The following is a 22,422-nucleotide window of genomic DNA, read 5'->3' as shown; positions in this document are numbered from 1 at the left end:
GCCGCGCGAGCGTGATGTCGCTGCGCGGCGCGTTGCGTTACTTCGCGACGATCACACCCTGCGCGCTCTGATGAAAGTCGTCGAAGAACTTGTATTCACCCGGGTCCAGCGGCGCGATCACGACGAACGAATCGGCGCCCGGCGCGAGCACCTTCTCCTTGCGCAGCTGCACGCTTTCGAACTCGGCCGCGCCCTTGCCGATGTTGTGCACTTCGATCTTGATGCGCTGGCCCGCCGGCACTTCGATGCGCGTCGGGTTGAGCTTGCCGTCGTTCATTTCGAGCTTGAACGTGGGCAGATCCGCGGCGTGTGCGATCCCGGAGGCGAACCCGCACAGCGCGATCGCGGCCATCTGGCTTTTCAGTTTCATGCGTACTTCCTGAGAAAGAACGCGCCCGGTCCGGGATGCCAGGCGCCTGGGACGATCAGTAGCCGCCCTTCTTGCCGATGCCCGCGAACGGGAAGTCGTACTCGATCGTGAACGGCTTGAACCACGGACCCACGCCCGTTTCCTTGTCGGTGTGACGGCCGAACGCCATGTGACCTTCCTGCGTAGGCGGCGAGATGTGCAGCTTCAGGTGATACTTGCCCGGGCCGAAGAGCTTGACGTTGTCGCCGTAGTGCGGGCCGTCGCTCGCGACCATCGGCATCAGGTCGCCCTTGATGCTCTGCGTCGTGCCGACCTTCGTGAGCTCGTACGTCACGTTCAGATACGGCATCCAGTCGCCTTCGGCGAAACCGGTCGGGTTGTTCTTGACCGCGTGGATATCCGCCTCGAGGTGGATGTCCGAATCCGACGCCTTGCGCATCATGCCTTCCGGCGCCATCGTGATCGGCTGGAGGTATACGGCGCCGGTTTCCATGCCGCCCTCGATGTGCTGCTTGCCGATCGGATATTCGGCGGCCGAGGCTGCCATCATCGCCGTGAGACCTGCGGCGGCGACGAGGCCGCGCATCAACGTTGAACCCATCAGAAACTCCTTGTTGTTATCCATTGGCGCGCGTGCCACGCGAGCCTATGCCACTGAAATACCGGACCGGCACGTCAGACGCCCGGAAAGCAAGCGCCGGCCGGGGCAACACCTCCCCTTGGAATGGCCGGACCACCGGTTGCCAGAGCGGCGTTAGCACAACTCTGTGAACGTTAATACGAACCATTCTCAATGTTCATCAGTTTAGCATCGTTCGACACCCGGAACAATTTGCGCAAGCTTACAAACCTAGGCGCAACAAGGCTTTTCACGCGATCGGCGCGCCTTGAATAGCGACAAAAAAACGCGGCGAACCCTTCGATTCGCCGCGTTTTTTAAATTAAGCCTTAAAAATCACTTACATATAGCTTACTTGCCACCGATACCGCTCACGTGATCGCCCACATTCGCCCCGAATACGCGCTGTCGCAACAGCGCCAATTGGTCGCGCGTCTGAGCTGCCTTTTCGAATTCGAGATTCTTCGCGTGGTCCATCATCTGCTTTTCGAGCCGCTTGAGTTCCTTCGAGATCTGTTTCTCGGACATGTCCTCGAACTTCGCGCGCGTCTGCGCTTCCTTGAGTTCGGCGCGGGCTTCGTCGGCGTTGTAGACGCCATCGATGATGTCCTTGATGCGCTTCTCGACGCCACGCGGCGTGATGCCCATCTTCTCGTTGTGCGCGATCTGCTTGGCGCGCCGCCGTTCGGTTTCGCCGATGGCGCGCTTCATCGAGTCGGTCATGTTGTCGGCGTAGAGAATCGCCTTGCCGTTCACGTTGCGCGCCGCGCGGCCGATGGTCTGGATCAGCGAGCGTTCCGCGCGCAGGAAACCTTCCTTGTCGGCGTCGAGAATCGCGACGAGCGACACTTCGGGAATATCGAGACCCTCGCGCAGCAGGTTGATGCCGACCAGCACGTCGAAGGTGCCGAGCCGCAGGTCGCGGATGATTTCCACGCGCTCGACCGTGTCGATATCGCTGTGCAGATAGCGCACCTTCACGCCGTGGTCGGCGAGAAACTCGGTGAGTTGCTCCGCCATGCGCTTCGTGAGCACGGTGACGAGCACGCGCTCGTGAACCGCGACGCGCGCGTTGATTTCCGAGAGCACGTCGTCGACCTGCGAACGCGCGGGGCGCACTTCGATGTCCGGATCGACGAGACCGGTCGGCCGCACGAGCTGCTCGGCCACCTGCCCCGCCTTCTGCTTTTCGTAGTCGGCGGGCGTTGCGGAGACGAAGATCGCCTGCCGCATCTTGCGCTCGAACTCGTTGAACTTGAGCGGGCGGTTATCGAGCGCGGACGGCATGCGAAAACCGTAATCGACGAGATTTTCCTTGCGCGCACGGTCGCCGTTGTACATGCCGTTCAACTGGCCGATCAGCACGTGCGATTCGTCCAGCAGCATCAGCGCGTCGGGCGGCAGATAGTCGACGAGTGTCGGCGGCGGCTCGCCGGGCGCCGCGCCCGAGAAATGCCGCGAGTAGTTCTCGATGCCCTTGCAGAAACCGAGTTCCTGCAGCATTTCCAGATCGAAGCGCGTGCGCTGCTCCAGCCGTTGCGCTTCGACGAGCTTGCCCTGGCTGTGGAAAAACTCGAGCCGCTCGCGCAGTTCAAGCTTGATCGTCTCGATCGCGCGCATGACGGTGTCGCGCGGCGTCACGTAGTGCGACGACGGGTACACGGTGAAGCGCGGAATCTTGTTGCGCACGCGGCCGGTGAGCGGATCGAAGAGCATCATCGATTCGACTTCGTCGTCGAAAAGCTCGACGCGCACCGCCATTTCCGCGTGTTCCGCCGGAAAAATGTCGATGGTGTCGCCGCGCACGCGGAACGAGCCGCGCTGGAAATCGGCTTCGTTGCGCGTGTACTGCATGGCGATCAGGCGCGCGATGACGTCGCGCTGGCCGAGCTTGTCGCCGGTGCGCAGCGTGAGAATCATCCTGTGGTACTCGGACGGATTGCCGATACCGTAAATCGCCGAGACCGTCGCGACGATCACCACGTCGCGCCGTTCGAGCAGGCTCTTGGTGGCCGAGAGCCGCATCTGCTCGATGTGCTCGTTGATCGACGAATCCTTCTCGATGAACAGATCGCGCTGCGGCACGTACGCTTCCGGCTGGTAGTAGTCGTAGTACGAGACGAAGTACTCGACCGCGTTGCGCGGAAAGAACTCGCGGAATTCGGAGTAAAGCTGCGCGGCGAGCGTCTTGTTCGGCGCGAAGACGATCGCCGGGCGGTCCATGCGCGCGATGACATTGGCCATCGTGAAGGTCTTGCCGGAGCCGGTCACGCCGAGGAGCGTCTGGAACGACAGGCCGTCCTCGACGCCCTCGACGAGCGTGGCGATGGCGTCGGGCTGATCGCCTGCGGGCGGATACGGCTGATAGAGCTGGAACGGCGAACCGTCGAACGTGACGAATTTCGATTCGTCCAGTGCGTCGGGCGTTTCGATAAGAGTATCGGACATGAGAACCTGAGTCTTCGCCGGGGCAAACACTTATTCTAGCGGCTGGCGGAAAACACGCTCGGCACCGCCCGAACCGGCGCCTGCATGAAAAACACGCATCTTCGAGGGGCCGCGCCGAAAAAGCCCGCCCGGATTCGCTACAATGTGCGGCTGGGCTCGACGGCTTCGAGCCGTTTGGCGCCGCGCTCTGCGTCTTTCTGCGCGATGTTTTCGAGGCGCATCCGCATCATCCGTTTGCATTCCGCTGCACGTCCTTCCTTCACTGCCGATAGATCATGTCTCTTTTCTCTGCTGTCGAACTCGCTCCCCGCGACCCTATCCTGGGCCTCAACGAAGCCTTCAACGCCGACACGCGCACGACCAAAGTCAATCTGGGCGTCGGTGTGTACACCAACGAGGAAGGCAAGATTCCGCTGCTGCGCGCCGTGCGCGACGCCGAGAAAGCGCGCGTCGATGCAGCGCTGCCGCGCGGCTATCTGCCGATCGACGGCATCGCCGCGTATGACGCCGCCGTGCAGAAGCTGCTGCTCGGCGACGACTCGCCGCTGATCGCCGCAGGCCGCGTCGTGACGGCGCAGGCGCTCGGCGGTACGGGCGCGCTGAAGATCGGCGCGGACTTTTTGAAGCGTCTGAATCCGAACGCCGTCGTCGCGATCAGCGATCCGAGCTGGGAAAACCACCGCGCGCTGTTCGAAAGCGCCGGTTTCGAAGTGGTGAACTATCCGTACTACGAAGCCGCCACGCACGGCGTGAACTTCGACGCCATGCTCACGGCGCTCAACGGCTACGCGCCGGGCACGATCGTCGTGCTGCACGCGTGCTGCCACAACCCGACCGGCGTCGATCTGTCGGACGATCAGTGGAAGCAGATCGTCGAGGTCGTGAAGGCGCGCAATCTCGTGCCGTTCCTCGACATGGCGTATCAGGGCTTCGCGGAAAACATCGACGCCGATTCCGCCGCCGTGCGCCTGTTCGCGGCCGCCGAGCTGAACGTGTTCGTGTCGTCGTCGTTCTCGAAGTCGTTCTCGCTGTACGGCGAGCGCGTCGGCGCGCTGTCGATCATCACGACGGGCAAAGAGGAATCCACGCGCGTGCTGTCGCAGCTCAAGCGCGTGATCCGCACCAACTACTCGAACCCGCCGACGCATGGCGGCTCGATCGTCGCGGCCGTGCTGGCGTCGCCGGAACTGCGCGCGACCTGGGAGCAGGAACTGGGCGAAATGCGCGACCGCATCCGCGCGATGCGCAACGGTCTCGTCGAGCGCCTGAAGGCGAACGGCGTCGATCGCGACTTCTCGTTCGTCGACAAGCAACGCGGCATGTTCTCGTATTCGGGCCTGAGCGCCGCGCAAGTCGATCGCCTGCGCGAAGAGTTCGGCATCTACGCCGTGAGCACCGGCCGTATTTGCGTGGCCGCGCTGAACACGCGCAACCTCGATGTCGTCGCGACTGCTGTCGCAGCCGTGCTGAAGTAACACAGCAAGCCGCTCCGGCAGCTTTCGGAACGAAAATGGCGCCCTTTGCGGGCGCCATTTTTTGTTCTCGGCATAGCCAACAGGCTTTGCGAGTGCGTCAGAGCGTCTTTTGCGCGGGGGCGACAGCGGGCGTCGCGTCGTCGTCCTCGACAAAGCCGAGGGAAATCGCGCGCGCCAGTTCAGCGCTCACATCAGCCACGGCGATCTGCTCGTGGCGCACGGCCGCATTGCCGCCTTCGCCCGCGTGCATGCAGAACGCGAGCGCGATCGGAAACAGGATGGCAACGGGCCAGTAGGTCGATATTGTCTTTTTCATTGGACTGCCTTTCGTCTATATGCCGCAGGGAAAAAGATCCACTGACGGACACTTCGAATCTTACGGAATCGTCGCGATCTTAAAAAGACGTTGAAAAGCAAAGGATTGTTGCGCGCGCGACAACAAGCCGTTTTCGCCGACGCGCGTGGGCGATCGCGGTAATCCGACACCTTGCCGTCATAAAGGCTTACAAAGTTGTCGGGGACATCCGCGCGCTGCTGGTGTCTTATTCAGTAATGGTTCGACAGGTACGTTCAAAGTCATGAAATTCGCAGTCGCTGGTCTCTTGCTTGCGTCGTCCGCCGCGCTTCTGGGCGGCTGTGCAGCCTATCCAGGCGCGCCGGCCTACGGTGGCGCCTATGGTCCGGGCGTCTACGACGATCCGGGATATGGTTATGGCGGTGGGTACTACGGCGGTCCGCCGGTCGTGCAACCGGGTGTCGTCGTCGGGGGCGGGTATTACGGGGGTGGCTACTATGGCGGTCCCGGCCCGAGCCGCTATTGGGATGACGGCCCCGGCTGGCGGCGTCCTCCTCCGGGAAACTGGAACAACCGGCCGCACAATGGCGATCACGGCGGCCCGCCGCCGCAGGCCGGCGGCGGACGTCCGCCCGGTGGTCCGCCGCCACAGGCGGGCGGCGGTGCGCAACCGTTGCCCAAGGCCGTCGGCGGTCCTCCGATGCGGCCCGCATCCCCACCGCCGGCCAATTCGGGCGGCGGAAATCGCGGCGGTAATAGCGGCAATCCCAGTTACGGCGGCGGGAACAACAAATGGCATACCGGGCCGGTCGGCAACTGAGCCAATCGCCCGGACGTCGAAAGACGAATAAACGGCGCCGGAACGCATGTTCCGGCGCCGTTTTAATTTCCCGACGCTGCGTTCATCCCAGATGTGACCGCTGCGCCTTATAAAGCTCGCGGAACGTACGCCCGACCGGCGCGGGCATGTCGCGTGTGCCGGTCCATCCGGCGGCGAAAGGCAATCGCGAGATTGCTTTCCGGCTGCCGCCCATGCGTTCGAGCACGCGCACCGCGAGCTTGGTGAATAGCGCGTACGCCGCCGGGCGCCTGGCAAGATAACCCCACGCCGCGAGCGCGGCGCGTTCGTTCCATGGCCGCAGCCGCCGCTCCATCTGCTTCTCGCGCAACTTGCGCAGCAAATCCGACAACGGAATGCCCACCGGACAGACGCTGTTGCACTCGCCGCACAGCGTCGCGGCTTGCGGCAGATCGAGCGCCTTGTCGATACCGACGTACGCCGGCGTGAGTACCGAGCCCATCGGCCCGGGATACACCCAGCCGTACGCATGCCCGCCGATCTTCTGATACACCGGGCAATGATTCATGCACGCGCCGCAGCGGATACAGCGCAGCATCTCCTGAAACTCGCCGCCGATCAGCCCGGTCCGCCCGCCATCGACGAGCACGAAATACATATGCTCGGGGCCGTCGGTTTCGCCGGGCGCGCGCGGGCCGGTCAACAGCGAAAAGTAGTTCGAGATGGTCTGGCCGGTCGCCGAGCGCGGCAACAGGCGCATCGCGGTCGCGAGATCCTCGAGCGTCGGCAGCACCTTTTCGATCCCCGTCACCGCCACATGCACACGCGGCATCACCGTGCACATGCCTTCGTTGCCCTCGTTGGTCACGACGGCTACGGACCCCGTCTCCGCGATCAGAAAGTTGCCGCCCGTCACCCCCATGTCCGCCGACATGAAATGCGGACGCAGCACCTCGCGCGCTTCCCGGGTCATCTCGGGAATGTCGGTGAGACGCGGCTTGTTGTGCGTCTTCGCGAAGAGATCGGCGATCTGCTCCTTATCCTTGTGAACGACCGGCGCGATGATGTGACTCGGCGGTTCGTTGTCGTTGATCTGCAGGATGTATTCGCCGAGATCGGTTTCGATCGACTGCACGCCCATCTCACCGAGCACGCGATTCAACTGCATCTCTTCCGAGACCATCGACTTGGTCTTGATGACCTTCTTCACGTCGTGCTTGCGGGCGATGTCCGCGACGAGCTTCGCCGCATCCTGCGTCGTTTCCGCGTACAGCACCGTGGCGCCGCGCCGGGTCGCCTCGCGCTCGAAGGTTTCAAGCCACACGTCGAGATTCTCGAGCGCGCGGTCGCGGCGCTCTTTCAGCGCGGCGCGCGTCGCTTCGAAGTCGATTTCGCGCACCGCGCTCGCCCGCGCGCTGACGAACTTGGTCGAGAGCTTCGTGAGATTCTGCTGCAGGCGCTCATCTGCGAGCTTGCTGGCGGCGCGGGCCTTGAAGTGCATCGTCTGGACTTGCATGTGGGATCTCTCTTTTCGATGCGCTCAGGCGCGGCCTTGCGCGTCGCCCGCGAGCACCTGCGCGATGTGCAGCACGCGCGTCGACGTATCGCCGGTGCGGCGCAGGCGCCCTTCGATGTTCAGCATGCAGCCGAGGTCGCCGAGCACGACGGCATCCGCCCCGCTGGCGCGGATATTCGCGCATTTTTCATCGACGATCGCAGTCGAGATGTCGCCATACTTCACCGCGAACGTGCCGCCGAAGCCGCAGCAGTGCTCGCAGCCGCTCATCTCGGTGACCGGCACGCCCGCCTGCGCGAGCAGTTCGCGCGGCTGCGACTTGACGCCGAGCTCACGCAGGCCCGAGCAGGAATCGTGATAGGTCACCATGCCGTCGAACGCACCCGGCTCCATGCGCGCCTTCGCGACGGTCACGAGAAAATCGGTCAGCTCGAATACGCGCGGCTGCAGGCGCGCGTAGCGGCTCATCAGTTGCGGATCGTCGCGAAACAGATCGCCGTAATGCGCGCGGATCATGCCGCCGCAGGAACCCGACGGCACGACCACGTAATCGAACTGCTCGAACTCGCCCAGCGTCTTTTCGGCGAGATCGCGAGCGAGCGGCCGGTCGCCCGAGTTATACGCAGGCTGGCCGCAACAGGTCTGCGAGGGCGGAACGATGACTTCGAACCCTGCCCGCTCGATCAGCTTGATGACCGAGAAGCCGATCTCGGGGCGCATCATGTCGATGAGACACGTGACGAATAGTCCGACTCGCATGGGGCGTTTCCTGTTTTGTAGAAGTGATGTGAACGCACGGCGATTATCCGCGAAAAGTCAGGCCCGGCGGCGCTCGCAGCCCCCGCGCGCGAGACCGGCGCGATCCCTGTTCGTTAGCAGCGTTCTTTTTTTCACATTATGAGATACAATTGCCATTCCGCTGTTTGACGCATCAACCGATTTTTCACGATGAGCGATACGAACCCGGAATCCAAGACTTCCATTCAAGTGATCGAGCGCATGATGCGTCTTCTCGACGCACTCGCCGGTCACACTGATCCCGTCAGCCTGAAAGAGCTCTCCCAGAGCACCGATCTGCACCCGTCCACGGCGCACCGCATCCTCAACGACATGGTGTTGTGCCGGCTCGTCGACCGTTCGGACCCTGGCACCTACCGGCTCGGCATGCGTTTGCTGGAACTCGGCAACCTGGTGAAAGCGCGTCTTTCGGTGCGCGAAGCCGCGATGCCGCCGATGCGAGAACTGCATCGCCAGACTGGCCAGACCGTGAATCTGTCCGTGCGCCAGGGCGATGAGATCGTCTATATCGAGCGCGCGTATTCGGAGCGTTCCGGCATGCAGGTCGTACGCGCGATCGGCGGCCGTGCGCCTCTGCATCTGACCTCGGTCGGCAAGCTCTTTCTCGCCGCCGACGAAGCCACGCGCGTGCGCGCCTACGCGATGCGTACCGGCCTCTCCGGCCACACGCAAAACAGCATCACCGATCTCACCAAGCTCGAGCGCGAGTTGTCCCTCGTGCGCCAGCAAGCCTGCGCGCGCGACAACGAGGAACTCGAACTCGGCGTGCGCTGCATCGCCGCGGGCATTTACGACGATACCGGACGACTGGTCGCCGGCCTGTCGCTATCCGCGCCCGCCGACCGCCTTCAGGACGCGTGGCTCAAGCAACTGAGCCACACCGCGCTCGAAATCTCGCAATCGCTCGGCTATCACCCGGAACAGGCGGTGCCCGACACGCCGCCGGCACACCACGCGCATCGCTGAAACCGCGCGCCAATGAAAAACGGGATTCGTCTTTCGACGAATCCCGTTTGCTTTTGAGCGACCGCTCGAGCGCGGCTTACGGATTGGCGCCGCTGCCCATGTCCGCGCTCATGATGTGCGGCTCGCCAAGCGTATCGAGAAACGAGCGCAGGCGGCCTGCATCGGCGAAACGCGAGTACTTGCCGTAGGAGTCGAGCAGCACCATCACGACCGGACGGCCGTTCACGTTCGCCTGCATCACGAGACATTCGCCCGCTTCGTTGATGAAGCCGGTCTTCTGCAAGCCGATATCCCACGACGCGTTACGGATCAGCGCATTCGTGCTGTTGTAGGCGAGATTGCGCTTGCCGGTGAAGACGTCGTAACTGCGGTCGGTCGAGAACTTGCGGATCATCGGATACTGATATGCCGCGTTGACCATCTTCACGAGGTCACGCGCGCTCGACACGTTCTGGCTCGTCAGACCCGTCGAGTTCTCGAAGTGCGTGTCGGTCATGCCGAGCGATTTGGCCTTCGCGTTCATCGCGGCGATGAACGCCGGACGGCCACCCGGGTAATAACGCGACAACGCCGCCGCCGCGCGATTCTCGGATGCCATCAGCGCGATATGCAGCATGTCCTCGCGATTCAGCACCGAGCCGACGGCCAGGCGCGAACCGGTGAACTTCTCGTAGTCGCGGTCTTCGTCCGTGACGCTCAGATCTTCGGTGAGCGGCGTGTGTGAGTCGAGCACGACCATCGCGGTCATCAGCTTGGTGATCGAGGCGATCGGCACGACGGCGCGCGAGTTCTTGTCGAAGAGCGTCTCAGACGTGTTCTGGTCCACCACATAGGCGACGCTCGAGCGCAGCGCGAGACTGTCGGGCGTGTCGTGCAGGCCGAACGCCTGACCGACCGACGTCGCACGCGGCTGATACGCCACCGCATGCACCGCGCCGCGGCGCGCGTGCGGTTCCATGCGGTACGAGACGCGGCGCTTGCGCGATGCACGGGGCGCATCGTCGTCGTCATCGGCAGCGGCAACCTTCGCGGCCTTCGCCGGCTTGGGGGCCTTCAGGGAGGTTTTCGCGACGCGCGCCGGCTTTTCGGCTGTGGCGGCGGGTTTCTTTGCAGTCTTGGTTGCGGTGGCGGTCTTTGCGAGGGCTTCAGCCGGAGCCGCTGCGAAGGACGTCGCTACGACGATGGAGACAGCGATGGACAATGCCGAGCGCATTGCCACGCCATGCACCATCTTCAGCGACGAAAACATTTCGGTTTTCATTGGTGTTCTGTTGGGCGGCTGGAGAGTACCGCCAAGTGTAGTGAAGCTACTAAATTTAAGCAATATTAAGCACTTATCGGCACTCGTTAATCCGAGTTGTAAGCCGCGATTGCATATTGCCGATCAACAGCGCGCCTCGATCGGAAAAAACGATCGTGCCGGCGGAAACAGTGCTGCCCAAAGCGCGCTTTCTACACAACGACCAACGCACTATCGGCAAAACTTTCCACGACTTTAGGCAAATGCGTGAAGCAGGCCGGACAAAACGCAGACTTTCGAATCGAGGGATGTGAGCACCCGGATGCCACGGGTCATCGCACGGGAAATCGGACAGCCGAAATGTTAACGTTTCTTCAACAATTTGGTGTACGGCGACATCCTAAAAATAGGACGAACTTCAGAAACATCTTGTTTTGCGCCGCGTCAGACCGTGATTTACGCGCGCGGACGCAACATCAAACTTTCACGCGCTCGTGGTCTTATGAGGTCTCGCATACTCGCCGCGTCGCGCTGAGAGCCCTGCCCCGCCAAGGTGCATAGGGTTTTCACGGAGCCCTTGTCAGCAGGAATTATCGACAAGTAAGCTCTTGTTTAACAAGCCTTTTCCGCCTTTTGTGCGGCGCACAAAAAGTGCTTGACATCCATCGGAATATCTCTAAAATGAGCTTCATGTTGCGACGCACCAATCGCAGTTGCACTTAGCCGGCCAGGTTCATCGCGCCGGATCTACCCAAACCACGACCCGCGTTTGATGGGTCGGCCATCAGGAGCCTGAGATGACGCTGTTGACCCCCGAGCAAATCGCCGCTGCACAGAAAGCCAATTTCGACACGCTGTTCGGTCTGACGAACAAGGCGTTCGAAGGCGTCGAGAAGCTGGTCGAACTGAACCTGCAAGTCGTGAAGTCGACGCTGGCCGAAAGCCAGGAAAACGCACAGCGCGCGCTGTCGGTGAAGGACGCGCAAGAACTGCTCGCGCTGCAAGCCAGCCTGACGCAGCCGGTCGCTGAAAAGGTGCTGTCGTATGGCCGTCACCTGTATGAAATCGCGTCGGCCACGCAAGCTGAATTCGCCCGCGTCGCGGAAGCGCAGTACGAAGAACAGAACCGCAAGGTGCAAACGCTCGTCGACAACGTCGCGAAGAACGCACCGGCCGGCTCGGAAACCGCTGTCGCCGTGATCAAGTCGGCCATCACCGCCGCCAACACGACGTACGAAACGGTTCACAAGGCAACGAAGCAAGCTGTCGAAATCGCTGAAAGCAACTTCAACGCCGCCGCCACGGCTGCGACGAAGGCTGCTACGCAAGCGACCGAACAAGCTTCGCGCGTCGCCAAGAAGTCGGTTGCGTAAGTTTGACGGCCGGGCCCTGCCCGGTTGAGCGCAGCACGCATCGAGAAGAACCCGGCCCTTGCGCCGGGTTTTTTTTCGTCCGTCTTTTGCGTTACGCATAAAGAAAAGGCGCGCTCCCGTGAAGGAGCGCGCCTTGGCACTTTCTTGAAGCGCTGCGCTTACTTCTTGCGCTGCGGCGGCAAGTCCGTGCACACGCCTTCGTACAACTCGGCAGCCATACCGACCGATTCGCCGAGCGTCGGGTGCGGGTGGATCGTCTTGCCGATGTCGGTCGCATCCGCGCCCATCTCGATCGCGAGACACACTTCGCTGATCAGATCGCCCGCATTCAGACCGACGATGCCGCCGCCGATCACGCGATGCGTCGTTTCATCGAAGATGAGCTTGGTGAAGCCTTCATCGCGGCCATTGGCGATCGCGCGGCCCGATGCGGCCCACGGGAACACCGCCTTGCCGAACTTGATGCCTTCGGCCTTGCACTGTTCTTCCGTCTTGCCGGCCCACGCCACTTCCGGATCGGTGTAAGCCACCGATGGAATCTGCAGCGCATCGAAATATGCCTTCTCGCCGTGGGCCGCTTCCGCCGCGACGTGGCCTTCATGCACGGCCTTGTGCGCGAGCATCGGCTGGCCGACGAGATCGCCGATCGCGAAGATGTGCGGCACGTTGGTACGCATCTGCTTGTCGACGTTGATGAAGCCGCGATCCGTCACCGCCACGCCCGCCTTGTCCGCGCCGATCTTGCCGCCGTTCGGGCTGCGGCCGACCGCGAGCAGCACGAGGTCGTAACGCTGCGGTTCGCTCGGCGCCTTCTCGCCTTCGAAGGTCACGTAGATGCCGTCTTCCCTGGCCTCGGCCTTGGTCGTCTTGGTCTTGAGCATCAGGTTCGTGAAGCGCTTGGCGTTGAACTTCTCCCAGACTTTCACGAGATCGCGGTCCGCGCCGGCCATCAGGCCGTCGAGCATTTCGACGACATCGATGTCCGCGCCGAGCGTCGAATACACCGTCGCCATTTCCAGGCCGATGATGCCGCCGCCCACCACGAGCATGCGCTTCGGCAGCTGACGCAGTTCGAGCGCGCCGGTCGAATCGACGACACGCGGATCGTCCGGGAAGAACGGCAGCTTCACCGCCTGCGAACCGGCCGCGATGATCGCCTGCTTGAACTTCACGACCTTCTTGCCGTCCGGACCGTTCACTTCCATGTGATACGGATCGACGAAATTGCCGACGCCCGTCACGACCTGAACCTTGCGCGCCTTCGCCATGCCCGCGAGACCGCCGGTCAGCTTCTTGACGACGCCTTCCTTGAAGCCACGCAGCTTGTCGAGATCGACCTTCGGCTCGCCGAAGCTGATGCCGTGCGCCGCGAGTTCCGCCGCTTCGTCGATGACGAGCGCGGTGTGCAGCAACGCCTTGGACGGGATGCAGCCGACGTTCAGACACACGCCGCCCAGCGTCGAATAACGCTCGACCAGCACCGTCTTCATGCCGAGGTCGGCGGAGCGGAACGCCGCCGAATAGCCGCCGGGACCCGCGCCGAGCACGAGCATGTCGCACTCGACATCCGCCGAACCGGAATAGCTGCCGGCCTGAGGTGCAGGCGTGGGTGCGGCGGCAGGTGCCGGCGCCGCTTTTTGAGGCGCCGCCGCGGGAGCCGCCGCGCCGCCTTCGAGCGTCAGAACCAGCGTGCCTTCCGACACGTTGTCGCCGACCTTCACCTTCACTTCCTTCACCGTGCCCGCAGCAGGCGAAGGCACGTCCATCGTGGCCTTGTCGGATTCGAGCGTGATGAGCGACTGCTCCTTCTCGACCGTATCGCCCGGTTTCACGTGCACTTCGATGACCGGAATGTCCTTGAAGTCGCCGATGTCCGGCACCTTCACGTCCTGCACGCCGCCACCGGCCGCAGCCTGCGCGGGCGCGGCGGCCGGAGCCGGCGCGGCAGCGGGCGCAGCCGCAGCACCCGCGCCTTCCGTTTCGACCATCGCGATGACCGAGCCCTGCGAGACCTTGTCGCCCTGCTTGACCTTCACTTCCTTGACGGTGCCCGCGAAATCGGCGGGCACTTCCATCGTGGCCTTGTCGGTTTCGAGCGTGATGACGCCCTGTTCCTTTTCGATGCTGTCGCCGGGTTTGATATTGACTTCGATGACATCGACATCGGAGAAGTCGCCGATGTCGGGTACTTTTAGTTCGACGAGACTCATGTTGTCCCCTAAGAGATGTGCGGATGGAACCTCAGGGCAAAGCCCCGAGGTTCCGCCGTCGGCCAGATCAGAAGATCAGAGAATGACGCGACGGAAATCGCCCAGAATCGCCGACAGATAAGCGTTGAAGCGCGCAGCGGCCGCACCGTCGATGACGCGATGGTCGTACGACAGCGACATCGGCAGCGTGAGGCGCGGTACGAACTGCTTGCCGTCCCACACGGGCTTCTGATAGCCGCGCGACAGACCGAGAATCGCGACTTCGGGCGCGTTGATGATCGGCGTGAAGTGCGTTCCGCCGATGCCGCCCAGCGACGAGATCGAGAAGCAGCCGCCCTGCATCTGATCGGGCTTGAGCTTGCCGTCGCGCGCGAGCTTCGACAGCTCCGCCATTTCCTTGGCGATATCGACGAGGCCCTTCTTGTCCGCGTCGCGGATCACCGGAACGACGAGGCCGTTCGGCGTATCGGCCGCGAAACCGACGTGGTAGTACTTCTTGAACACGAGGTTGTCGCCGTCCAGGCTCGCGTTGAAGTCCGGGAACTTCTTGAGCGCCGAGACCACGGCCTTGATGACGAACGCGAGCATCGTGAACTTCACGCCGGCCTTTTCGTGTTCCTTGTTCAGCTTCACGCGCAGTTCTTCGAGCTCGGTGATGTCCGCTTCGTCGTTGTTCGTGACGTGCGGGATCATCACCCAGTTGCGATGCAGGTTCGCGCCCGAGATCTTCTTGATGCGCGACAGCGGCTTCGGATCGACCGGGCCGAACTTGGTGAAGTCGATCTTCGGCCACGGCAAGAGACCCAGCTCGCCACCGCCGCCGCCCGCCGGCGCCGCCGCGGCAGGCGCCTTGCCCTGCCCCGTCATCACGCCCTTCACGAACGCGGTGATGTCTTCCTGCGTGATACGGCCCTTCGGACCCGTGCCGCTCACACGCGAGACATCGACGCCCAGATCGCGCGCGAACTTGCGCACCGAAGGCGACGCGTGGCTGGACGTGCGCGTGCCGTCGCCGGCCGGGATCACGGGCGCCTGCGCGAGCGCGGACGGCGGCTCTTTCGCGGGCACCGGTTTCGCGGGCGCATCCGACGGCACTTCGACCGGCTTGGCAGGCGCGGGCGCGGCAGCCGCCGCGGGCGCTGCCGCGCCATCGCCGCCTTCCAGCACGAGGATCAGCGTGCCTTCGGACACCGTGTCGCCGACCTTGACCTTCAGTTCCTTCACCGTGCCCGACGCGGGGCTCGGCACGTCCATCGTCGCCTTGTCGGATTCGAGCGTGACGAGCGACTGCTCCTTCTCGACCTTGTCGCCGACCTTCACGCCGATCTCGATGACCGGAATGTCCTTGAAGTCGCCGATGTCCGGCACCTTCACTTCGACGGAACCGCCGCCGCTCGCCGCAGGCGCGGCAGCGGCAGCCGGAGCGGCTGCCGGAGCAGGCGCGGCGGCCTGCTTCGGTGCTTCGGCGGACGCGCCGCCTTCCAGCACGACGATCAGCGTGCCTTCCGACACGTTGTCGCCCACTTTGACCTTGATTTCCTTCACGACGCCCGCTGCCGAGCTCGGCACGTCCATCGTGGCTTTATCCGATTCGAGGGTGACGAGCGACTGCTCGGGCTCCACGGTATCGCCCACCTTGACCAGTACCTCGATCACGGGGACGTCCTTGTAATCGCCGATGTCCGGCACTTTGACTTCGATCGCTTGACTCATTATTAGTGTCTCCTGGGTTGCACGCGGGCTCCTTCCGCTTCGGAAGGAGCCCGCGTCACAACGCACGGGGGCGATGCCTTTAGACGGTCATCGGGTTGGGTTTGGACGGGTCGAGGTTGTACTTCTTGATCGCCTCAGCGACGACCTTGCGCTCGATCGTGCCTTCGTCGGCCAGCGCATTCAGCGCGGCCAGCGTCACCCAGTAGCGGTCGACTTCGAAGAAGTGGCGCAGCGCCTCGCGCGTATCCGAGCGGCCGTAACCGTCGGTGCCGAGCACCACGAACTTGTTCGGCACATGGCCGCGGATCTGGTCGACGAGCGCACGGATGTAGTCCGTCGATGCAATCACCGGGCCCTTCGCGCCCTTGAGCAGCGCGCTCACGTGCGGCACGCGCTTCTCTTCCGTCGGATGCAGCAGGTTCCAGCGCTCGCACGCCTGACCGTCGCGGGCCAGTTCGGTGAAGCTCGGCACGCTCCAGAGATCGGCGCTGACGCCCCAGTCGTTCTTCAGCAGGTCGGCGGCGGCGATCACTTCGTTGAAGATCGTGCCCGCGCCCATCAGCTGGACGTGCGCCTTGGCCGGAGCCTCGGCCTTCTTGAACGCGTACATGCCCTTGATGATGTCCGAGGCCACCGCATCGCCTTGCGGGATCGCCGGATGCTCGTAGTTCTCGTTCATCACCGTGATGTAGTAGTACACGTCTTCCTGCTCCGCGACCATGCGGCGCAGGCCGTCCTGCATGATGACAGCGAGTTCGTAACCGAAGGTCGGGTCGTAGCTCACGCAGTTCGGAACCGACGCCGCCCACAAGAGCGAGTGGCCGTCTTCGTGCTGCAGGCCTTCGCCGTTGAGCGTCGTGCGGCCCGCGGTGCCGCCCAGCAGGAAGCCGCGCGAGCGCATGTCGCCCGCCGCCCATGCCAGATCGCCGATGCGCTGGAAGCCGAACATCGAGTAGAAGATGTAGAACGGGATCATGATCTCGCCGTGCGTCGAGTACGACGTCGCGGCCGCGATCCAGTCACACATGCCACCCGCTTCGTTGATGCCTTCCTGCAGAATCTGACCCGTCGTCGATTCCTTGTAGAACATCAGCTGGTCGGAGTCTTCCGGAATGTACTTCTGGCCTTCCTGATTCCAGATGCCGATCTGGCGGAACAGGCCTTCCATGCCGAAGGTACGCGACTCGTCCGGCACGATCGGCACGATGCGCTTGCCGAGCGCCTTGTCCTTCAGCAGGATGTTCAGGATCCGCACGAACGCCATCGTCGTGGAGATCTCGCGGCCTTCGCCCGTGCCCTTGAGCAGCGGCTCGAATGCGGCGAGCGCCGGCACCGGCAGCGACTCCGCCTTTTCGCGACGCGTCGGCAGATAGCCGCCCAGGTCCATGCGCTTCTGACGCATGTACTCGAGTTCCTTCGAGCCTTCCTCGAACGTGAGGTACGGCACGTCGGCGATTTGCTCGTCCGAGAGCGGCAGACGGAACTGATCGCGGAATTTCTTCAGCGTGTCGATCGGCAGCTTCTTCTGCTGGTGCGTGATGTTCATCGCCTGGCCGTGCTCGCCCATGCCATAACCCTTGATGGTCTTGGCGAGGATGACGGTCGGCGCGCCCTTCGTCTTGGTCGCTGCGTCGAACGCGGCGTAGATCTTGTGCGGATCATGGCCGCCGCGATTCAGATTCCAGATGTCGTCATCGGACCAGTCTGCAACCAGCGCCTTGAGCTCCGGCGTGTTGAAGAAGTGCTCGCGCACGAACGCGCCCGACTCCGACTTGTACGTCTGGTATTCGCCGTCGACGACTTCCATCATGCGGCGCATCAGCGCGCCGGTTTTGTCGCGCGCGAAAAGCGCGTCCCAGCGGCTGCCCCAGATGACCTTGATGACGTTCCAGCCCGCGCCGCGGAATTCGCTTTCGAGTTCCTGGATGATCTTGCCGTTGCCGCGCACCGGACCGTCAAGACGCTGCAGATTGCAGTTGATGACGAACACGAGGTTGTCCAGACGCTCGCGGCCGGCCATGCCGATCGCGCCGAGCGATTCCGGCTCGTCCGTCTCGCCGTCGCCGAGGAACGCCCAGACCTTACGGCCTTCGGTCTTGGCCATGCCGCGCGCCGCCATGTACTTCATGAAGCGCGCCTGGTAGATCGCCATGATCGGGCCGAGGCCCATCGAGACGGTCGGGAATTGCCAGAAATCCGGCATCAGCCACGGGTGCGGATACGACGAGATGCCCTCGCCGCCCACTTCCTGGCGGAAGTTGTTCAGTTGCTTTTCGGTCAGGCGGCCCAGCAGGAACGCGCGCGAGTACACGCCCGGCGACGAGTGCCCCTGCACGAACACGAGATCGCCGCCGTGTTCCTTCGACGGCGCATGCCAGAAGTGGTTGAAGCCGACGTCATAGAGGGTCGCGGCCGATGCGAACGATGCAATGTGGCCGCCGACGTTCGTGTCCTTGCCTGCGCGCAGCACCATCGCGATGGCGTTCCAGCGGGTGTACGAGCGGATGCGGTGTTCGATGTCCTGATCGCCCGGAATCTTCGCCTGGCCAGCGACGGGGATCGTGTTGATGTACGGCGTGTTCGCCGAGAACGGCAGGTGCTCGCCATGCACGCGAGCGAATTCGATCTGTTTCTCGATCAGGTAGTGCGCGCGATCAGGACCGACCGCGGAAATCACGCCATCGAGCGCGTCCAGCCACTCGGCGGTTTCTTGAGGATCGTCGTCCTTTGCGTTGGCGACATATTTGAGAACTTCGTCGGGTACAGCGGACATGCTCGTCTCCTGATGTGAGGAACACTCTGAGAACCGCCGGCGCGCGCCCGATCGAAGGCGGGCACTGGCCGCGTGCCGGCAATTCTAAAGAGGGTCCAGACCATGACGCAAGGAATTTTTCAAATCATGAGAGTTCATCTCACCATACGAAAAATTGCTGCAACGCACCGTCCGATAAGCCTTTTTTGTTCAGATGTTTCTCCTCCTTTTCCCGCCATCGAAGCTTCTTTACCGTCTTTTTACGCCAATTAACAATCAGGCGCTGCGTTACAATCGCTTCCATGTTGACCGAACGGCTGATCAAACGCTCGGCAAGGCTCGCGCGCAAGCCGACAGACGCCTCGCCCTCCCGCTGGCACCACGGACCGTGGTGGTCGAACTCCTATTTACTCACGCCGCTCATTTCGATCCTCGTATTTCTGGTCGTGATGAGTCTGATTCTCTGGAGTCTGAACCGGCGCGAGCAACAGCAGCAGGAAGACACGCTTTATCGCAATGTGGCGTGGGCACAGCAGCAAATCCGTCTGTCGATGACCGGCGCGCAGGAGCAGATTCAGGCGCTCGCCCGCGATATCGCGACCGGCCACGGCGACCCGCAAAACTTCCAGAACTCGTCCACCGACATCATGCAGGGGCATCCCGAGATCCTCTACATGAACTGGTACACGAGCGAGCATAAGCCCCGCTGGCCCAACACACCGCTGCCGGTGCTCGGTTCGCGTCTCGCCAAGCCCAACGAAACGCAAATGGACGAAGCCGTGCAGGCTGCGTTCGACGAGGCGCGCACGTCCCGCCGCCAAGTCTACTCGCCGTTGCTCTACGATGATCTCGGCAATGGCTATATCACGCTGCAGACGCCGGTTTTCCGGGACCGCGAGTTCCTCGGCTCGATCGCCGCGGTGTTTTCGATCGAAGGCGTGCTGAAGCACGACATTCCCAGCGAACTGTCGGCGAAGTACAAGATTTCCATCACGGATCTGAACAACCGCGAGCTCGCGACCACGTCGAGCCGTCCGCGTCTGCCGCGCGACATGTTCTACGACCTGCCGCTCGATCCGCCGGGGCAAGGTTTGTCCGTGCGCGTATATTCGTATCCGCAGCTCACGAATTTCACCAACAACACGCTCGTGTGGCTCGTCGCCGGTTTGTCCTGCTTCGTGCTGTGGAGTCTGTGGAGCCTGTGGAAGCACACGCGCCAGCGCTTCGAGGCGCAGCAAGCGCTTTATGCCGAAGCCTTCTTTCGCCGCGCGATGGAAAACTCGGTGCTGATCGGCATGCGCGTGCTCGACATGCACGGCCGCATCACGCACGTGAACCCGGCGTTCTGCCGCATGACCGGCTGGGACGAAAGCGATCTCGTCGGCAAGAATGCGCCGTTCCCGTACTGGCCGCGCGACGCGTATCCGGAGATGCAGCGCCAGCTCGACATGACCCTGCGCGGCAAGGCGCCCTCGTCCGGTTTCGAATTGCGCGTGCGCCGCAAGGACGGCTCGTTCTTCCACGCGCGCCTCTACGTCTCGCCGCTGATCGACAGCTCCGGCCGCCAGACCGGCTGGATGTCGTCGATGACGGACATCACCGAGCCCAAGCGCGCGCGCGAAGAACTCGCCGCCGCGCACGAGCGCTTCACCACCGTGCTCGAAAGCCTCGACGCGGCCGTCTCCGTGCTCGCCGCCGACGAAGCCGAGCTGCTGTTCGCGAACCGCTATTACCGGCATCTGTTCGGCATCCGTCCGGACGGGCATCTGGAACTCGCGGGCGCCGCGTTCGACGGCGGCTCGCAAAGCTCGTCCGACACCATCGACATGGTCGATACCTACGCGGGCCTGCCCGCCACCGCGCTCACCGAAAGCTCGGCGGACGCGCAGGAGGTCTACGTCGACGGCATCCAGAAGTGGTTCGAGGTGCGCCGCCAGTACATCCAATGGGTGGACGGCCATCTCGCGCAGATGCAGATCGCGACCGACATCACGCAGCGCAAGCAGGCGCAGGAACTCGCGCATCAGCAGGAAGAGAAGCTGCAGTTCACGAGCCGCCTGATGACGATGGGCGAGATGGCGTCGTCGCTCGCGCACGAGCTGAATCAGCCGCTCGCCGCGATCAACAACTACTGCTCGGGCTGCGTCGCGCTGGTGAAGTCCGGGCGCATGACGCAGGAAACGCTGCTGCCCGTGCTGGAAAAGACCGCGCAACAGGCCGTGCGCGCGGGCATGATCATCAAGCGCATCCGCGAGTTCGTGAAGCGCAGCGAGCCGAAACGCCAGGCCGCGCGCGTCGCCGATATCGTCGCGGACGCGGTCGGTCTAGCCGAGATCGAGGCGCGCAAACGCAAGATCCGCATCGTCACCGAAATCCGCTCGCGGATGCCCGTGATTTACGTCGACCCGGTTTTGATCGAGCAAGTGTTGGTCAACCTGTTGAAAAACGCGGCCGAAGCGATGCATGATGCGAAACCAAACGCCGTCGATCCGGTGATACGCGTAGTCGTCCAGCGCATGGATGGCGGCGTCGTGTGCATCAGCGTGGTCGATCAGGGTCCGGGCGTGGACGAAGCGACCGCCGAACGCCTCTTCGAACCGTTCTACAGCACCAAGTCCGATGGCATGGGCATGGGGCTGAACATCTGCCGCTCGATCATCGAGTCGCATCGCGGACGCCTTTGGGTGGTCAACAACGTCGAAGCGGACGGCCACGTGACCGGCGCGACCTTCCACTGCAGCCTGCCGATCGGCGAAGTGGAAGGTTCGTCGGGCACGGGCGGCACGGATGCGCAGGACGAACATACGAGACAACAAACAGTTACGGGAGAACTATGAGCACAGTCACCACTCAGGAAACCGTCTTCGTCGTCGACGATGACGAAGCCGTGCGTGATTCCTTGCGCTGGCTGCTCGAAGCAAACGGCTATCGCGTTCAGTGTTTCTCCAGCGCGGAATCGTTCCTCGACGTCTATCTGCCGATCTCCCATTCCGGGGCGATCTCCTGTCTGATTCTCGATGTGCGCATGGCCGGCATGACGGGGCTCGAATTGCAGGAGAAACTCATCGCCGAGAATTCGCTGCTGCCGATCATCTTCGTGACCGGTCACGGCGACGTGCCGATGGCCGTCTCGACTATGAAAAAAGGCGCGATGGACTTCATCGAGAAACCCTTCGACGAAGCCGAGCTGCGCAAGCTCGTGGAACGCATGCTGGAAAAGGCGCGCAGCGAGAGCAGCAGCGTGCAGCAACAGCGCGCCGCCGCCGAGCGTCTGGGCAAGCTGACCGCGCGCGAGCATCAGGTGCTCGAGCGCATCATCGCGGGCCGCCTGAACAAGCAGATCGCCGACGACCTCGGCATCAGCATCAAGACGGTGGAAGCGCATCGCGCGAACATCATGGAGAAGCTCTCGGTCAATACCGTCGCCGATCTGCTGCGTCTCGCGCTGTCGAACAAGCCGCAGCAGTAACGGCTTCCCTCTCCCCACGCGGCCGGCGTCGACACGCCGGCCGCGCTTGCATGCCGCGCCCGATGCCGGGCGCGCGTCGTTTTCCTCTTCCAGTCCCCGTTGCCGGCGAACGTGAAACGTGATATTTCCTCAATCACGTTGACACACCCAGAGGGCCGCCCGTAAGTTGGCGTGACCTTCACTACCGGATAACGGTCATGCGCGACAAGACGGCTGCTGCGTCCTTGCTCGACAGTCAAACGTTTGGCGTGCCGGCCTTCGAAGCCGAAGACACTTGCCTACCGATCCCCTCGCATTCATCAAGCACTGCGCATCAGTTTGCCGTCTCTCAGCAAACAACCGACGCATCCCGCCGCGTCGAGCGGCGTGCACCGGAGGA

At 62.9% G+C, this 22,422-nt stretch carries 16 protein-coding genes and 1 pseudogene; 6 read left to right on the top strand and 11 right to left on the bottom strand.

What is annotated here, in order from left to right; all coding sequences use genetic code 11:
- Positions 1-37: 37 nt before the first annotated feature.
- The 3 genes from BTHE68_RS04675 to uvrB form a co-directional block, all read right to left on the bottom strand.
- On the bottom strand, positions 38-370 hold the full coding sequence (locus BTHE68_RS04675; protein ID WP_162065344.1) for a cupredoxin domain-containing protein: 333 nt from the start codon (positions 368-370) through the stop codon (positions 38-40).
- A 55-nt stretch (positions 371-425) separates the two neighbouring features.
- On the bottom strand, positions 426-971 hold the full coding sequence (locus BTHE68_RS04670) for an iron transporter (protein ID WP_061176029.1): 546 nt from the start codon (positions 969-971) through the stop codon (positions 426-428).
- A gap of 369 nt (positions 972-1,340) precedes the next feature.
- On the bottom strand, positions 1,341-3,437 hold the full coding sequence (uvrB, locus tag BTHE68_RS04665; RefSeq protein ID WP_162065343.1) for an excinuclease ABC subunit UvrB: 2,097 nt from the start codon (positions 3,435-3,437) through the stop codon (positions 1,341-1,343).
- A gap of 275 nt (positions 3,438-3,712) precedes the next feature.
- Here uvrB and BTHE68_RS04660 point away from each other — a divergent pair, with 275 nt between their 5' ends.
- A complete protein-coding gene (locus tag BTHE68_RS04660) occupies positions 3,713-4,912 on the top strand; it encodes an amino acid aminotransferase (protein ID WP_162065342.1) in 1,200 nt (399 codons plus the stop codon).
- 97 nt (positions 4,913-5,009) lie between these two features.
- Here BTHE68_RS04660 and BTHE68_RS04655 read toward each other — a convergent pair whose 3' ends face one another.
- On the bottom strand, positions 5,010-5,228 hold the full coding sequence (locus BTHE68_RS04655; protein WP_162065341.1) for a hypothetical protein: 219 nt from the start codon (positions 5,226-5,228) through the stop codon (positions 5,010-5,012).
- 262 nt (positions 5,229-5,490) lie between these two features.
- Here BTHE68_RS04655 and BTHE68_RS04650 point away from each other — a divergent pair, with 262 nt between their 5' ends.
- A complete protein-coding gene (locus BTHE68_RS04650; RefSeq protein WP_162065340.1) occupies positions 5,491-6,027 on the top strand; it encodes a hypothetical protein in 537 nt (178 codons plus the stop codon).
- 82 nt (positions 6,028-6,109) lie between these two features.
- Here the strand turns inward: BTHE68_RS04650 and BTHE68_RS04645 are convergent, their stop codons facing one another.
- A complete protein-coding gene (locus BTHE68_RS04645) occupies positions 6,110-7,522 on the bottom strand; it encodes a LutB/LldF family L-lactate oxidation iron-sulfur protein (RefSeq protein ID WP_162065339.1) in 1,413 nt (470 codons plus the stop codon).
- A 24-nt stretch (positions 7,523-7,546) separates the two neighbouring features.
- Positions 7,547-8,281 (bottom strand): (Fe-S)-binding protein, encoded by a 735-nt coding sequence (locus BTHE68_RS04640; protein ID WP_162065338.1) that lies wholly within the window; start codon positions 8,279-8,281, stop codon positions 7,547-7,549.
- Between the two features lie 189 nt (positions 8,282-8,470).
- Between BTHE68_RS04640 and BTHE68_RS04635 the strand changes: the two genes are divergently transcribed.
- A complete protein-coding gene (locus tag BTHE68_RS04635) occupies positions 8,471-9,286 on the top strand; it encodes an IclR family transcriptional regulator (protein WP_162065337.1) in 816 nt (271 codons plus the stop codon).
- A gap of 76 nt (positions 9,287-9,362) precedes the next feature.
- Here BTHE68_RS04635 and pbpG read toward each other — a convergent pair whose 3' ends face one another.
- Complete coding sequence (pbpG, locus tag BTHE68_RS04630; protein WP_162065336.1) at positions 9,363-10,547, bottom strand: D-alanyl-D-alanine endopeptidase; 1,185 nt, start codon at positions 10,545-10,547, stop codon at positions 9,363-9,365.
- 776 nt (positions 10,548-11,323) lie between these two features.
- On the opposite strand from pbpG, the gene BTHE68_RS04625 reads away from it, so the two are divergent.
- A complete protein-coding gene (locus tag BTHE68_RS04625) occupies positions 11,324-11,899 on the top strand; it encodes a phasin family protein (RefSeq protein ID WP_061175859.1) in 576 nt (191 codons plus the stop codon).
- A gap of 158 nt (positions 11,900-12,057) precedes the next feature.
- Here BTHE68_RS04625 and lpdA read toward each other — a convergent pair whose 3' ends face one another.
- The 4 genes and pseudogenes from lpdA to aceE all read right to left on the bottom strand — a co-directional run bounded on the left by lpdA (position 12,058) and on the right by aceE (position 18,595).
- The gene (lpdA, locus tag BTHE68_RS04620; protein WP_353622646.1) at positions 12,058-13,794 is read right to left on the bottom strand and encodes a dihydrolipoyl dehydrogenase; all 1,737 of its coding nucleotides are present in this window, start codon (positions 13,792-13,794) and stop codon (positions 12,058-12,060) included.
- 102 nt (positions 13,795-13,896) lie between these two features.
- Positions 13,897-14,109 (bottom strand): annotated as a pseudogene (locus BTHE68_RS37235) (biotin/lipoyl-containing protein); the annotation flags it as partial.
- A gap of 75 nt (positions 14,110-14,184) precedes the next feature.
- A complete protein-coding gene (aceF, locus tag BTHE68_RS04615) occupies positions 14,185-15,822 on the bottom strand; it encodes a dihydrolipoyllysine-residue acetyltransferase (protein ID WP_162065334.1) in 1,638 nt (545 codons plus the stop codon).
- 79 nt (positions 15,823-15,901) lie between these two features.
- Positions 15,902-18,595: a pyruvate dehydrogenase (acetyl-transferring), homodimeric type gene (aceE, locus tag BTHE68_RS04610; RefSeq protein WP_162065333.1), complete on the bottom strand. Its 2,694-nt coding sequence runs from the start codon at positions 18,593-18,595 to the stop codon at positions 15,902-15,904.
- A gap of 281 nt (positions 18,596-18,876) precedes the next feature.
- Here aceE and fixL point away from each other — a divergent pair, with 281 nt between their 5' ends.
- Complete coding sequence (gene fixL / locus BTHE68_RS04605) at positions 18,877-21,411, top strand: oxygen sensor histidine kinase FixL (protein ID WP_162065332.1); 2,535 nt, start codon at positions 18,877-18,879, stop codon at positions 21,409-21,411.
- Entirely contained in the window at positions 21,408-22,043 is a 636-nt protein-coding gene (gene fixJ / locus BTHE68_RS04600; RefSeq protein ID WP_162065331.1) for an oxygen response regulator transcription factor FixJ, read from the top strand. The genes fixL and fixJ overlap by 4 nt, the downstream gene beginning before the upstream one ends.
- Positions 22,044-22,422: the final 379 nt, after the last annotated feature.

The sequence above is a fragment of the Burkholderia sp. THE68 genome, assembly GCF_009938265.1.
Taxonomy (GTDB): Bacteria; Pseudomonadota; Gammaproteobacteria; order Burkholderiales; family Burkholderiaceae; genus Caballeronia.
Note: the sequence above shows the minus strand (reverse complement) of the source record. Positions and strands in the feature narration are given on the sequence as shown.